We start from the raw sequence: 13,489 nt of genomic DNA, 5'->3' as shown, positions 1-13,489 counted from the left end.
CGCTTATCGAGGACAGGACGACGCACGGTCCTTCAATGTGGCACGCGGCGCATCAATGCAGTACATCGATGAAGAAATAAAGCCGCGTGACAGCGAAATGAACATTTCTCGCCGAAGCGTGATCGATCGCCATCCCGGGCTGATCGAATGTGCCCGTACAGGAACGACGTCGATCGAATGGGGCGTGCGCGGACCCGCGAACCGGCCGGCCCGCAGGCCCGCGCGGCGCCCTACCCGGCGTCGGCCTCCATCGCCCGCACCAGGCCGGCGGGCCGCATGTCCGTCCACGCGGCCTCGATGGCGTCGAGACACTCCTGCCGTGAACCCTCGGGACCGCCGACGCTCCAGCCGCCCGGAACCTCGATGTGCGCGGGCCACAGCGAATACTGGCCCTCGCCGTTCACCAGCGTCACGAACCGACCCGACTCGTCATCGAAAGGATTGGTCACGACCGTCCCCCCACTTGTTTTCCCACATGCCACCGCATGTTCTTCAGATACACCCGGGCCTGCCGCACGAATTCACCGCTCCCCCGCCATCGCACCGCCCGCCCCTGCCGCGCAAGTACGGCCGCATGGGCCGGAGATACGTTACGCCTGGGGATACGGGAGTGACGCCGATGGTCGGCCGGCGTCCGGCTTCACCCGTTCACGCCAATCACCATAGAGGACCACCGAAGGCGCCAGAGACGAATTCGGCCCATTACTTATCGGCTCGCGCGTCGGTTACGTACAGGAAGGCCGGCCGGAGACATATGCCAAGCCCACTCACCCGGGAATTTTCGGCCACCCGATGTCCTGATTGTTCGCATTTCACTTCATACGACCCGCGCACATTCGGATAACCGCCGGCGTACACCCCCTCATCTACGGGCACGCGCCGAACACATCGCGCTCCCGTGCGCCGGGTGCGCGCCCCATTCGAAATCAATGGCCATTCCCCTCACCCTGTGTAATTCCAGGGGCTTCGGCGCCGACGGGCACCCGCCGGGGGCCGCCGGCCCCGCATGCGATACGAATGCCGGGTGACCGAAGAGACCTCGCCCGCGACCGTGCGCGTGTTCATCGCCCTCGCTCCGCCCGACCCGGCGAAGGACGAGCTGGCCCGGGTGCTGCACCCCGCCTACGCGACGCACCCCCAGGTGCGCTGGAACCGGGTGGAGGACTGGCACATCACCCTGGCGTTCCTGGGCGCCCTCCCGCTGGACACCGTCCCGCTGCTGCGTCCGCCGCTCGCCGCCCTCGCCGCGTCCCGGCCCGCTCCGCGCCTGGCGCTGCACGGCAGCGGCACGTTCGACGAGCGGGTGGCGTGGAGCGGGATCGCCGGTGACCTCGACGGACTGCACCGGCTCGCCGAGGGTGTACGGGCCGTGGTCCACGACTGCGGGATCGTCCTGGAGCACCGGCCGCTGCGTCCCCATCTGACCCTCGCCCGGGTGCGCCGGGGCGACCACACCTCGGCCGGGGAGATCGCCGCGCTGCTCACGGAGTTCCGGGGCCGCACGTGGCCCGCCGAACGCCTGCATCTGGTGGGCAGCAACGCGGGGAGCGGCCCGGGGCAGCTCCGCTACCGCGACATCGAGGCGTGGCCGCTCGGCACGGCTACCGGTGCCGCGGCGCCGCCCGCCCGTCCCTGAGGGCGGGCCCGCCGGGGTTACGCCAGCCTGACCGGAGTGGGGCGCGGCTCCGTGTGTTGGTGAGGTTCGGGGGTACCCCTGTGGAACGGTGAGCTGACTTCGGCTCGCACCACACACAGCGGAGAGGGTTGCACTGATGGGACACGGCGGAAACGTGATCGCGGAGCTCACCACGGACCACCGCGAGGTCGACGAACTGTTCGCGAAGATCGAGGCCCAGCCGGTCGGTGACGAGCAGCGCAGGAAGCTCGCCGACGAGCTCACGATCGAACTGGTCCGGCACTCGGTGGCGGAGGAGATGCACCTCTACCCGGCGGTGCGGCGGTTCGTGGACGACGGCGACGACATGGCCGACAAGGAGCTCGAGGACCACGCGAAGGTCGAGCAGCACCTCAAGGAGCTGGAGGGGCTGCCCGCGGACGACCCGCAGTTCGACCATCTGGTGGCGAAGCTGAAGCTCGAGGTGAGCGAGCACGTGCGCGACGAGGAGAACCGCCTCTTCCCGCTCCTGGCGGCGGCCGTCTCCCCCGAGGCCCTGGACCAGCTCGGCGAGAAGGTGCGCACGGCGAAGAAGACCGCCCCGACGCGTCCGCACCCCTCCGCCCCCGACACCCCGCCCGGGAACAAGATCCTCGGCCCCGGCGCCGGTCTGGTCGACCGGGCCCGCGACCTCCTGAGCGGTCGCGGCAAGGGCTGAACCACCTGGCGCGTCCCCCGGAAAGCCCCCTGGCGGCCCCGCGGTCTCAGCAGGCGCGGGCAGGACCGAGGCGCAACCGGTCGAGCAGGTCCGCGTGGTGGAGGCGGGCTATCGGCTCCAGCAGGTCGGGGTGGCGCAGCAGTGCGGTGGCGACGAGGTCGTGCGCGCTGGGGTCGGTCAGGCGCCGGAACTCGGCGGGTCCGGTCAGCCGGTGCTCCGTCTCTTCGAGCGCCTTCACCGCCTCCCGCGCCGCGTCGGGCGCGGTGAGCAGATGCGCGGCCCAGCTGGCGACGACCTCGTCCACCCAGCTGCGCCAGGCCACGTCCGCCGGACCGGCCGGCACCTGGCCGTGGCCGCCGGTGACCTCGTCCAGGCGGGCGGATCCGCCGGGGCCGGTCAGCACCACGAGGGCGGCGTCCAGGTCGGTCGGATAGCGGAGCCAGGTGGCGACCGTGACGGCCTGGCGGGCCTGTGCCTCGGCGAGGGCTGCGGTGAGCGGGCCTCCGCCGGCCGGGAACGCGCGCGTCAGCCACTGGGTGGTGGCGGCGATGAGCGGGGCAAGGTCTGCGGGCATCGGGCGTCCCCTCGGGTGCTGGATCGCCGTGCAGCGTACTGCGCCCCTCCCCGTCCCCCGTATGACGCAGAGCACCATCCGGCCGTGGTGATGGTCATGACCGGCGAGCCATCCCGGGCCCCGAACGATTGGGAGAGCACACGATGAACGACCCCCGCCCTCTTCCCGGGCTGGACGAGTCCTTCTGGATGGACAGCACCGAGGCGCCCGAGCACCCGCGGCTGGCTTCGGACACCGACGCGGACGTCGTCGTGATCGGCGGTGGAATCGCGGGCCTGAGCACGGCGTGGGAGCTCAGTCGCGCGGGCCGGAACGTCGTGGTCCTGGAGGCGGACCGCATCGCCTCCGGGGTGACCGGCTACACGACGGCGAAGGTGTCCGCCCTCCAGTCGCTGGTGTACGACCGGCTGCGGCGGACCCGGGGCGTGGATGCCACCCGGCTGTTCGCGGCCTCGCAACTGGACGCGGTGGACCGGGTGGCCGGCATCGTGGAGGAGCTGGGCATCGCGTGCGACCTGGAGCGGGTGAGCGCGTACAGCTACGCGGCGGGCGAGGAGTCCCGGCATCTGGTCGAGGCGGAGGCGCGCGCCGCCGCGGAGGCGGGCCTGGACGCCGCGTACGTCTCGGAGACGGAACTGCCGTTCGCGATCGGCGGGGCGGTCCGGGCGGACGGCCAGGCCCAGTTCCACCCGCGCAAGTACCTGCTGGCGCTGGCCCGGGACCTGGTCGCGCGGGGCGGCCGCGTCTTCGAGCGCAGCCGGGTGACCGGGCTGTCCGAGGGGACGCCGTGCCGGGTGACCGCCGAGTCGGGGCGGAGTGTGACGGCCCGTGACGTGGTCGTCGCCACGCACTACCCGGTCTTCGACCGCGCGATGCTGTTCGCCCGGCTCTCGCCCCGGCGGGAACTGGTGGTCGCCGCGCCCATCGCCGCGGACCTGGCGCCGAAGGGCATGTACATCACCGAGGACGAGGGGAAGCGCTCGGTGCGCTCCACCCCGCTCGACGACGGCCGGCGGCTGCTGATCGTGACCGGGGAGAGCTTCACTCCGGGCACCGGCGATCCCGGCGAGCGGTTCCGGCGGCTGGACGCGTGGATGCACGAGCGGTTCCCGGCGGCGGGCCCGACCGCGTACCGGTGGGCGGCGCAGGACAACGATCCCAGCGATACGGTCCCGCTGATCGGGCCGTTCCACATCGGGGCCCGGCACACCTATGTGGCGACGGGTTTCGGCGGCTGGGGGATGACCGGCGGGGTGCTCGCCGGCCGGCTGCTGACCTCCCTCGTCGCGGACGGCGTCCCGCCGCTGCCGTGGGCGGAGCTGTACGACCCCCGGAGGCTGGGGAGCGCGGTGCGGGAGGCCGGGTCGCTGCTGGGTGCGCAGGCGGAGGTGGCGAAGCACTTCGTCGGCGACCGGCTGCGCGTCAGCCACCTGGACTCGGTGAGCCAGGTGGCTCCGGGCACGGGGGCGGTGGTCCGGGTGAACGGCCGCCGCTGCGCCGTGTACCGGGAGCCGGACGGCACGGTGCGGGCGGTGTCCGCGCGGTGCACGCATCTGGGGTGCCTGGTGGCGTTCAACGAGGCGGAGACGGCGTGGGAGTGCCCGTGCCACGGTTCGCGCTTCGGGGTCGACGGCTCGGTGCTCCAGGGCCCGGCGGTGCGGCCGCTGGAGGCGCTTGACCCCGGCGACGAGGGGTGAGCTACCGCCGCGCCATGTAGAGGCTGAACGCCTTGTGCAGCACCTTGTTGAGCGGGTAGTCCCACTCTCCGACGTACTCGGCGGCCTGTCCGCCGGTGCCCACCTTGAAGCGGAGCAGCCCCAGCAGGTGGTTGGACTCGTCCAGGGTGTCGGTGGTGCCCCGGAAGTCGTAGACGTGCGCGCCCATCGCGTGGGCGTCGCGGATCATCTGCCACTGGATGGCGTTGTTGGGCTGGACCTCGCGCCTGCGGCTGGTGGAGGCACCGTACGAGTACCAGACGTGCCCGCCGACGGTGAGCATGGTGGCGGCGGCCAGCACCTCGCCGTCGTGCGCGGCGAGGTAGAGCCGCATCCGGTCGGGGTGTTCGGCGGTGAGCGCCTTCCACATGCGCTGGAAGTACGCCAGGGGGCGGGGGATGAACCGGTCGCGCTCGGCGGTCTCGGTGTAGAGCGCGTAGAAGGTGTCCAGGTCGGCGTAGTCGCCCTGGACGACCTTGACGCCTGCCTTCTCGGCCTTCTTGACGTTGCGCCGCCACAGCTGGTTGAAGCCGGCCAGGATGTCGTCGGGCGAGCGGCCGGCGAGAGGGAGCTGGAACACGTAACGGGGCTGGCCGGCGGCGAATCCGTCCTCGCTGTCGCCCCCGGACCGCTGCCAACCCATGGCCCGCAGACGTTCCGTCAGCGCGAAGGCCCTGGGGTCCTGTTCGGTGGGTGCGACCTCGCCGAGGCGGTGGGCCGACGGGTCGGCGATGGCCTCCTTCACGGTGGCCGCGTCCCAGCGGCGGGCGACCACGGGCGGGCCCATCTTCACGGTGAACGCGCCCTGCCCCTTGAGGTGGTGCAGGAGCGGGTCCAGCCACCGGCCGAGGTCGTCGTCGTACCAGTCGATGACGGGCCCCTCGGGGAGGTAGGCGAGGTGGCGCCTGGTCTTCGGCAGCGGCCGGTACAGGACCAGGGCGGTTCCGGTGATCCGGCCGGTGCCGTCGAACCAGCCCAGGCTCTCCGCCCGCCAGTCGGGCTTCACGTCCCCCCAGGAGGGGACCTGCATGTGGCTCGCGGACGGCAGACTGCCGACGTGTGCCAGGTGTTCGTCCCGGCTGATCGTCCTCAGGCGGAGGTCCATCGGTCTTCTCCTCGTCCACGGGTCGTGATCCTCCGGCAGCCTACTGGCGGTGGTCGTACCCCACGACGCGAGCGGGCGTTGGAGCGAGATCTCCGCGCCGGGGCAGCAAGGACGCCGGCATCAGCCCGAGCGCGGCGAGCACCGCCACCGCGGGCAGGGCCCGGCCCAGCGCGAGATCCGTTACGGGGAGGAGCCCGTGCCCCGGCTCGCTGGCGGCCGACGGGGTGAGCGGCATCAGGCCGGCGGCCACGGCGATCCCGAGGGCGGGGCCCACGTTCATGGCGGTCTGTTTGAGGCCGCCGACCACCCCGGCGTAACCGGGCGGTGCGTCCCCGACGACGGTCCCGGTGGCGGTGACCATGACGGCGGTGAAGCCCGCGCCCAGCACGGCGAGGACGAGGCCGGTCACCTGCCAGGAGGTCTCCGGGGTCAGGCGGGAGAGACCGAGGACGGCGAGTACGACGCACAGCTGGCCGGTGATCGCGGTGCGGCGCGGCCCGTAACGGCCGAGCGCGGCCGAGGCCACCGGCGCTCCGGCGATCATGAGCAGGGTCAGCGGCAGGCAGCGCAGCCCGGTGGCGAGCGGATCGAGGCCGAGCCCCTGCTGGAGGAAGAACGTGACGACGAACAGCGCGCCGAACAGGCCGCCGGAGGTGGTGAGGAGCAGCGCCATCGAGGCCGTCACGGGCACCGAGCGCGTGACCGCCGGCGGCACGACCGGCTGGACGCTGCGGCGTTCGTACGCGACGAGCGCCGCTGCGAGGAGCACGCTCAGCAGCAGCCCGAGCCCTGTCCGGGTGCCGGTCCATCCCTCGTCGGGGATGCCGGCCAGGGTGTGGACGAGGGCGGCGAGCGCGGCGGCGAGGAGGATGCCGGCGGTGAGGTCGAACCGTTGGTGTGCGGGGGGCGGCACGTCCGGGGTCCGCACGGCGAGGGTGAGCGCGGCGATGGCCAGGGCGGCCGGGATGTTGATCAGGAAGACGGCGCGCCAGCCCCAGTGCGTGACGAGGACTCCGCCGAGCACCGGACCGGCCGCGGCGGCCACCCCGATGGCACTGGTCCGGAAGGCGACGGCCCGGCCGATGCGATCGGCGGGGTAGACCAGTCGGAGCAGGGCGAGCGTCGCCGGCTGCAGGAGCGCCCCGAAGACCCCTTGTGCGGCGCGCAGGGCGATCACGAGGCCGATGTCCTGGGCGAGGGCGATGCCGGCCGACGCGGCGCCGAAGCCCAGCACGCCGACGCAGAGCAGCCGCCGGTGCCCGTACCGGTCGCCGAGCCGGCCGGCGATGACGAGGAGGGCGGCGACCGCGAGGAGGTAGGCGGTGCTGGTCCACTGGACCTCGGTGACGGTCGCTCCGAGGTCGCCGCGCAGGTCCGGCTGGGCGACGAGCAGCACGGTGCCGTCCAGGGCGACGATCATGGCGCCCGCCACCGAGGCGAGGAGCGCGGCGCGGGGCCGTGCGGCGGTGCGGTTCACGCGTCCGCCCGGCCGAGGTGGGCGTCGAGAGCGGCGGTGACGAGCGGGTCCGGTCCGTCACTCGCGCCGGGCAGGACCAGGCGCAGGCTGCCGTTCGCCCGCAGCACGGCGATGCCGTGCAGGTTGGTCCACAGGGCGGCGGCGGTCAGGGCCGGGGGCGGGGCGGAGTCGTGCGAGGGTCCGGTGCCGCGTTCCGCGCGGTGGGCGCGGTCCTGGGCGACGAGCTCGACGAGCCGCGCGAACAGCGGGAGGGTCGAGTCGCGCAGGCGCGGCCCGTGCGCGTCCGCGTCACTCGCATGGGCCTCGCTGTCGAGCAGGTCGTGGCGGAACATCAGCTCGAACATGCCGCCGTGCTCACCCGCGTAGTCCAGGAAGACGTCGGCGAGGCCCCGCAGTCGGTCGCGCGGTGCTCCGGCCGCCTCGTTCACCGCCTCGAACCGGGCGGTGAGCTCGGCGAAGCCGCGCCGGGCGATGGCGGAGAGGAGCGCGTGGTGGGTCGGGAAGTAGCGGCGCGGGGCGCCGTGGGAGACCCCGGCGCGGCGGGCGATCTCACGGAGTCCGAGCGCCGCGGAACCCTCGGCCGTGACGAGGTCGACACCCGCGTCGATCAGGCGCTCCCGCAAGGAGTTCGCTCGTTCTGCTTGGTTCGCTTGATCCATGGGCAGTGTCTATCAGCTCGACGTAGACACTGTCTACGCACCTGCGCCCGGTTCACCGCGAGGCACACGCCCCGATGCCGTCGCCCAAGATGCGGGCGTGGCGGGAGTGAGCAGACTGGGTGCCATGGCAGATCAGCGGCGCTCCCGGGCCGGAACCACGAAAACGGCGACCAAGCGGCACGCCCCGTCCGCACAGGGCCCCGAGCACGCGGCCCGCGCCGCCGTCCAGAGCCTGGAGGGTCTCATCGACCACCACGCGGAGGGCGTGTCCGCCGTCCGTCGCACCGATGACGGCTGGTGCGTGGTCGTGGACGTGCTCGAAGTGCCCCGGATTCCGGACACGACGAGCCTCCTCGCCTCCTACGAGGTGCAGCTCGACCGGTCCGGTGAGCTCCTGGAGTACCGCAGGGTCCGCCGGTACCGCCGGGGCGCCGCCGACGAGTGAGCGGCGTCCACTCCCCTGCCGGAAGGACATTCCATGACCGCGACCACCTACTCCGACGAAGTCGTCGCCTGCCCGCCGCGCGCCGGCACCCTGTACGACGTCCTGGAGCTGATCCTCGACCGGGGCATGGTGATCGACGTCTTCATCAGGGTCTCCCTGGTCGGCATCGAGATCCTGAAGATAGACGCGCGCATCGTCGTCGCGAGCGTGGACACGTATCTCCGGTTCGCCGAGGCGTGCAACCGGCTGGACCTCGAACGGGACTCCGGCAGCACCACGGTGCCGGAGCTGATCGGGGGCGGCGCCGTCAAGTCCATCGGCAAGCGGAAGGTGCGCAGGGCCGCCGAGTCGGTGGGCGACACCGTGCGCAAGGCGGTCGGCGGCGACGACGAGGCGGCGGAGGAACGGCCGAGGAAGCGGCGTGCCCCGGCACGCGACAGCGAGAGCCGGCGCCGCCGTGTGGAGGCGTGAGCCGTGACGGCCAACGGTGTGTACGTGTACGCGATCACCCGGGCGGGCACTGTGCTCCCGGACGGACAGCGCGGCGTGGGCGGCCCGCCCGCACGGCTGCGGACCGTCCGGCGGGGCCGGCTCGCCGCGGTCGTCAGCGACGCTCCCCCGGACCTCCGGGCGCGCCGCCGTGATCTGCTCGCCCACCAGGATCTGCTGCTGCGCCTGATGGACGAGGGGCCCGTGCTGCCCATGCGGTTCGGCATGGTGGCCCCCGGACAGGAGACCGTGGAGCGGCAGCTGGCCGCTGATGAGGACGGCTGCCTGGCGGCTCTGAAGCGGCTCTCCGGGTGCCACGAGATCAACGTGAAGGCGCTCGCGGCCCAGGACGCGCTCGCCGACGTGGTCGCCGAGGACGGCACCGTACGCAGGCTGCGTGAGGCCGCGCGCCGTCGTCCGGGCTACGAGGCCAGTCTGCGGCTGGGCGAGGCGGTGGCCGCCTCCCTCGCGCGCCGGGCCGCCGACGCGGGGCGTCGGGTGCTGCGGGAGCTGACGCCGAGGGCCCGGGCGGTGTCGGCGGGCCCGGAGGTGCAGGGGTGCGCGCTCAATGTGTCGTTCCTGGTGGAGCGGGAGGCCGGTGATGCGTTCCTGGCCGAGGCGCGCCGGTTCGCGGACGAGAACCGCGGCCATGTGGAGCTCCGCCTCGCCGGGCCGCTGCCGTGCTACAGCTTCGTCTCCGCCGAGGCCCGGCCGGTCCCCGTGGGCGGGGGCTGAGATGGGCCTCATCACGGGTCTGCTGACGCTGCCCGTCGCCCCCGTGCGGGGGGTGGTGTGGGTGGCGGAGCGGCTGAACGACGCCGCCGAGCGGGAACTGCACGACCCCCGCGTACTGCGCGCGCAACTGGCCGTACTCAACCAGGAGTTGGAGGCCGGAGACATCACGATCGAGGAATTCGAACGGGAAGAGGAGCGGCTGCTCGACCGGCTGCACGCCGTTCGGGCGGGCCGCGTGCCAAACGATCGAAGGTGACGAGCTCATGGATGACGAGGCCAAGGTAGCGCTCGCAGCCGCGGTGGTCGGCGGCTACGTGCTGGGCCGGACCAAGAAGGGCCGGATGGCCCTGACCGTCGCGACGTATCTGGCGGGCCGGAGATTCGGGCTCGAACCCCGCCAGCTCGCCGCCGAGGGCATGCGCCGTCTCGGCGGTGTCCCCCAGGTCGCCGAGCTCCAGGAGCAGTTGCGGGGCGAGGTCATGGACGCGGGCCGTAAGGCCGTGACGGCGGCGGCGAACCGCAGCATGTCCTCGCTGGCGGACGCGATCGGCGACCGCACCGCCCGGCTCTCCGCGGGCCGGCGCGAGGAGGACGAGGACCGGGACGAGTACGACGACGAACCGTACGAGGACGAGTACGAGGACGAAGACGCGTACGAAGAGGAGCCGGACGAGGACGAGCCCTGGGACGAGGACGAGGGCAAGGAACCGTACGAGGAAGAGGACGAAGACGCGTACGAAGAGGAGCCGGACGAGGACGAGCCCTGGGACGAGGACGAGGGCAAGGAACCGTACGAGGAAGAGGACGAAGACGAGGAGGAGGCCGAAGACGAGGACGAGGCCGAGGCCGAGGCCGAGGCCGAGGCCGAGGAAGATCGCGAGGAGCCCGAGCCGCCGGCCAAGAAGCCACCGGCCAAGAAGGCGGCGGCGAAGAAGGCGCCCGCGAAGAAGCAGGCCGCCAAGAAGTCCGCCCCGGCCAAGAAGGCGCCCGCGAAGAAGGCGCCCGCAAAGAAGAGCGCGGCCAAGAAGAGCGCGGCGAAGAAGTCCGCACCCGCGAAGAAGGCGGCCCGGGCCAAGAAGGCGGAGCCGAAGAAATCGGCGCCCGCCAAGAAGGCCGCGGCCAAGAAGACCGCTCCGGCGAAGAAGTCCGCAGCGAAGAAGAAGACGTCCTCGTCGTCCAAGCGGACCGCTTCCAAGCGCACCGACCGTCGGAGGTAGCGAACCATGGCCAGGACAGATCAGGACGGGTCCGGGGGACAGGGGTCGGGTCTCGACCGGCTCCGCGAGGAGCTGTCGGGCTTCCTCAGCGCGAAGGTGGAGGACCTGGCGGGCAGGGCGAGCGGCAAGCTGACGGATGTCGCCCAGCAGCTCACCGACTCCGCGGAGGACGGCGGCTCACTTCCCGCCGTCGCCTCACGGGTCCTCCAGGGCGAATCGCCGCTGAAGTCGTTCGTCTCGGAGAAGGCCAAGGGCGTGAAGGACAACGTCACGGAGAAGGCCAAGGAGGCGTTCGGCGGCGGCAAGGGCAAGGGCAAGGGCAAGTCGGGCGGTGGCGGCAAGTCGATGAACATCGTGGAAGTCCTCGACGTCGGCGTGCCCCTGCGTACGGCGTACGACTACTGGACCCAGTACGACCGCTTCAGCAGCTTCGCGAAGGGCGTCGAGAACGTCTCGGCGGAGGACGAGGCCAAGAGCGACTGGAAGGTCAAGATCGGACCGTCCTCGCGCAGCTTCAAGGCGACCGTCCAGGAACAGATCCCCGACGAACGCATCGTCTGGACCTCTGAGGGCTCCAAGGGCACGACGCGCGGTGCCGTCAGCTTTCATGAGCTGACGCCGAACCTGACCCGCATCGTGCTGGTGGTCGAGTACTACCCGTCCGGCTTCTTCGAGAAGACGGGCAACCTCTGGCGCGCCCAGGGGCGCCGCATCCGTCTGGACTTCAAGCACTTCCAGCGGTACGTCACCCTCACCGACGAGGAGCCCGACCCGTGGCGCGGCGAGATCCGCGACGGCGAGGTCGTCGTCTCCCACGAGGACGCCGTGGCCGAGGAGGAGTCCGAGGGCGACGACGAGGAGCAGCCGGAGGACGAGGACTACGAGGACGAGGGCGAAGACGAGGAAGGCGAAGAGGACGAGGACGACGGGGAGGACTACGAGGACGAGTGGGAGGACGAGGAGGAACCGGAGGAGGAGCCCGAGGAAGAGGACGAAGAGGACGAGGAGGAAGAGGAGCCCGCCCCGAGCAGGCGGCGCGCGCGGAGGTCCCGTCGTGACTGATCTCGACTTCCGGCAGGACGACGCCTACGCGCCCGCCGGCCCGCACACGACCAACCTCGCCGACATCCTCGAACGCGTCCTGGACAAGGGCATCGTCATCGCCGGTGACATCAAGATCGATCTGCTGGACATCGAACTGCTCACCATTCGGCTGCGCCTGTTCGTCGCCTCCGTCGACACGGCGAAGAAGGCCGGGATCGACTGGTGGGAGACCGATCCGGCGCTCAGTTCGCACGCGGCGCGCAACGCGCTGCAGGACGAGAACCGGGAGCTGCGGGCCCGCCTCGACGCTCTCGAGTCACAGGCGTCCGGGCCGAATCAGTCGTCAGAGTCGCGGAACTGAACCGAGGAGACCCCCGCACATGACCGAGGACACCCGCTCGTCCGCGGATGCCCGTGCCGTGTACGTCTACGCCGTGTGCCGCACCGATGGGGAGCCGGCCCCCAGCGGCCCGGCGGGTGTCACGCGCGAGAGTCCGCTGCGGTCCCTGCCCCTCGGACCGACGCTCGCCGCCGTCGTCCAGACCGTACGGGCGGCTGACTTCACCGACGAGGCATGGCAGGCCCGGCTCGCCGACGAGCCCGAACTCGAACGGTACGCACGGGCCCATCACGAGGTCGTGTGCGCGACGGCCGCCCGGCACCCGACGGTGCCCCTCCCCCTGGCCACGCTGTACCACGACGAGGAGCGGGCCCGGGCGGCGCTGGCCAAGGAGGCGCCACGCTTCCACGCCGCGCTGGAACGTACGGCGCACCACTCCGAGTGGGGCGTCAAGGTGTACGTGGCCGACGCACCGGCGCGCGAGCCGGCGGAGACCGAAGCGCGGCGGCCCGCGCCCGGCGCCGGCCGCGCCTATCTCGACCGGAAACGGAACCTGCGGGACCGACGCGAACGGCACCGGACGGACGCGCTCCGGATCGCCGAGGTGGTCGACGCGGACGTCAGCGGCCTGGCCGCCGCCTCGCGCAGGCTGCCCTCGCACGGCGCCCGGGTTCCTGACGAGCGGCGCACCCAGGTGCTCAACGCCACGTATCTGGTGGCCGAGGACCGGGCGGCGGAGCTGGCGCGGCTGGCGCAGAGCCTCCGCGAGCGGACCGGGGCACAGGTCGAGCTGTCGGGGCCCTGGGTCCCGTACTCCTTCGTCGGTGAGGTGTAGAGGTGGAGCGTTCCGTCGTGCCGTGGGACGAGCCCGAACCGCTGAGCGGGCCGATCGGGGTGCCTCTGGTCGATCTGCTGGACCGGGTGCTGGCGACCGGGGTGGTCATCAGCGGGGACCTGGTCATCGCGATCGCCGATGTGCCCCTCGTACGTCTGTCGCTGCACGCGCTGCTGTCGTCGGTCAGCGAGCGGGTGCCGGCTCCTTGGGCCGACGGGGGGCCGCTGTGACGGGGGCGCGAGTGGATCTGGACTCCGGCAAGGTGGGCCAGGACCTGGTCACGTTGGTGCTCACCGTGGTCGAGCTGCTGCGCCAGCTGATGGAGCGCCAGGCGATCCGCCGCATCGACGAGGGCGACCTCACCGAGGAGCAGACCGAGGAGATCGGCACGACGCTGATGCTCCTGGAGCAGCGGATGACGGAGCTGTGCGAGCAGCACGGGGTGCGGCCCGAGGACCTGAATCTGGACCTCGGGCCGTTGGGGACGCTGCTCCCGCGCGACTGAGCCGGAGGTCTCCCCC

General features: G+C 72.1%; 18 protein-coding genes. 13 read left to right on the top strand and 5 right to left on the bottom strand.

Annotation, left to right across the window (positions count from 1 at the left end; genetic code table 11):
- Positions 1-230: 230 nt before the first annotated feature.
- A complete protein-coding gene (locus tag AB0L33_RS03645) occupies positions 231-449 on the bottom strand; it encodes an MbtH family protein (protein ID WP_073969135.1) in 219 nt (72 codons plus the stop codon).
- A 557-nt stretch (positions 450-1,006) separates the two neighbouring features.
- On the opposite strand from AB0L33_RS03645, the gene thpR reads away from it, so the two are divergent.
- Both thpR and AB0L33_RS03635 read left to right on the top strand, forming a co-directional pair.
- Positions 1,007-1,636: an RNA 2',3'-cyclic phosphodiesterase gene (thpR, locus tag AB0L33_RS03640; protein WP_365677478.1), complete on the top strand. Its 630-nt coding sequence runs from the start codon at positions 1,007-1,009 to the stop codon at positions 1,634-1,636.
- 136 nt (positions 1,637-1,772) lie between these two features.
- On the top strand, positions 1,773-2,333 hold the full coding sequence (locus AB0L33_RS03635; protein ID WP_365677477.1) for a hemerythrin domain-containing protein: 561 nt from the start codon (positions 1,773-1,775) through the stop codon (positions 2,331-2,333).
- 46 nt (positions 2,334-2,379) lie between these two features.
- Here the strand turns inward: AB0L33_RS03635 and AB0L33_RS03630 are convergent, their stop codons facing one another.
- Positions 2,380-2,907, bottom strand: a complete 528-nt coding sequence (locus AB0L33_RS03630) for a hypothetical protein (RefSeq protein WP_365677475.1) — start codon at positions 2,905-2,907, stop codon at positions 2,380-2,382.
- Positions 2,908-3,050: 143 nt separating this feature from the next.
- On the opposite strand from AB0L33_RS03630, the gene AB0L33_RS03625 reads away from it, so the two are divergent.
- Positions 3,051-4,604 carry an FAD-dependent oxidoreductase gene (locus AB0L33_RS03625; protein WP_365677474.1) on the top strand — a complete coding sequence of 518 codons (1,554 nt, stop codon included), beginning with the start codon at positions 3,051-3,053 and terminating at the stop codon, positions 4,602-4,604.
- 1 nt (position 4,605) lies between these two features.
- Here the strand turns inward: AB0L33_RS03625 and AB0L33_RS03620 are convergent, their stop codons facing one another.
- From AB0L33_RS03620 to AB0L33_RS03610, 3 genes are read right to left on the bottom strand one after another with little or no spacing between them, the layout of a single operon-like run.
- Positions 4,606-5,727, bottom strand: a complete 1,122-nt coding sequence (locus AB0L33_RS03620) for a peptidoglycan bridge formation glycyltransferase FemA/FemB family protein (RefSeq protein WP_365677473.1) — start codon at positions 5,725-5,727, stop codon at positions 4,606-4,608.
- Between the two features lie 40 nt (positions 5,728-5,767).
- Positions 5,768-7,204, bottom strand: a complete 1,437-nt coding sequence (locus AB0L33_RS03615) for an MFS transporter (RefSeq protein ID WP_365677472.1) — start codon at positions 7,202-7,204, stop codon at positions 5,768-5,770.
- Entirely contained in the window at positions 7,201-7,863 is a 663-nt protein-coding gene (locus tag AB0L33_RS03610) for a TetR/AcrR family transcriptional regulator (RefSeq protein WP_365677471.1), read from the bottom strand. The genes AB0L33_RS03615 and AB0L33_RS03610 overlap by 4 nt, the downstream gene beginning before the upstream one ends.
- 124 nt (positions 7,864-7,987) lie before the next feature.
- On the opposite strand from AB0L33_RS03610, the gene AB0L33_RS03605 reads away from it, so the two are divergent.
- Genes AB0L33_RS03605 through AB0L33_RS03560 form a run of 10 tightly spaced genes read left to right on the top strand, consistent with a single transcriptional unit; the run spans position 7,988 to position 13,473 of the window.
- Complete coding sequence (locus AB0L33_RS03605; RefSeq protein ID WP_365677470.1) at positions 7,988-8,308, top strand: gas vesicle protein; 321 nt, start codon at positions 7,988-7,990, stop codon at positions 8,306-8,308.
- A 33-nt stretch (positions 8,309-8,341) separates the two neighbouring features.
- A complete protein-coding gene (gvpJ, locus tag AB0L33_RS03600) occupies positions 8,342-8,779 on the top strand; it encodes a gas vesicle protein GvpJ (protein WP_365677469.1) in 438 nt (145 codons plus the stop codon).
- A 3-nt stretch (positions 8,780-8,782) separates the two neighbouring features.
- Positions 8,783-9,532 carry a GvpL/GvpF family gas vesicle protein gene (locus tag AB0L33_RS03595; protein WP_365677468.1) on the top strand — a complete coding sequence of 250 codons (750 nt, stop codon included), beginning with the start codon at positions 8,783-8,785 and terminating at the stop codon, positions 9,530-9,532.
- A gap of 1 nt (position 9,533) precedes the next feature.
- The gene (locus AB0L33_RS03590) at positions 9,534-9,788 is read left to right on the top strand and encodes a gas vesicle protein GvpG (RefSeq protein ID WP_365677467.1); all 255 of its coding nucleotides are present in this window, start codon (positions 9,534-9,536) and stop codon (positions 9,786-9,788) included.
- A 7-nt stretch (positions 9,789-9,795) separates the two neighbouring features.
- Positions 9,796-10,749 carry a histone protein gene (locus tag AB0L33_RS03585; protein ID WP_365677466.1) on the top strand — a complete coding sequence of 318 codons (954 nt, stop codon included), beginning with the start codon at positions 9,796-9,798 and terminating at the stop codon, positions 10,747-10,749.
- Positions 10,750-10,755: 6 nt separating this feature from the next.
- Complete coding sequence (locus tag AB0L33_RS03580) at positions 10,756-11,811, top strand: SRPBCC family protein (protein WP_365677465.1); 1,056 nt, start codon at positions 10,756-10,758, stop codon at positions 11,809-11,811.
- A complete protein-coding gene (locus AB0L33_RS03575; protein ID WP_365677464.1) occupies positions 11,804-12,154 on the top strand; it encodes a gas vesicle protein in 351 nt (116 codons plus the stop codon). Before AB0L33_RS03580 ends, AB0L33_RS03575 begins: the two co-directional genes overlap by 8 nt.
- A 19-nt stretch (positions 12,155-12,173) precedes the next feature.
- Complete coding sequence (locus AB0L33_RS03570; protein WP_365677463.1) at positions 12,174-12,968, top strand: GvpL/GvpF family gas vesicle protein; 795 nt, start codon at positions 12,174-12,176, stop codon at positions 12,966-12,968.
- A gap of 2 nt (positions 12,969-12,970) precedes the next feature.
- On the top strand, positions 12,971-13,198 hold the full coding sequence (locus tag AB0L33_RS03565; RefSeq protein WP_073865453.1) for a gas vesicle protein: 228 nt from the start codon (positions 12,971-12,973) through the stop codon (positions 13,196-13,198).
- The gene (locus AB0L33_RS03560) at positions 13,195-13,473 is read left to right on the top strand and encodes a gas vesicle protein K (protein WP_365677462.1); all 279 of its coding nucleotides are present in this window, start codon (positions 13,195-13,197) and stop codon (positions 13,471-13,473) included. The genes AB0L33_RS03565 and AB0L33_RS03560 overlap by 4 nt, the downstream gene beginning before the upstream one ends.
- The last annotated feature ends 16 nt before the right edge of the window (positions 13,474-13,489 follow it).

Source organism: Streptomyces sp. NPDC052299 (assembly GCF_040679335.1).
GTDB lineage: Bacteria > Actinomycetota > Actinomycetes > Streptomycetales > Streptomycetaceae > Streptomyces.
The sequence above is the reverse complement of the archived record's forward strand: the minus strand, read 5'-3'. Positions and strand labels throughout refer to the sequence as shown.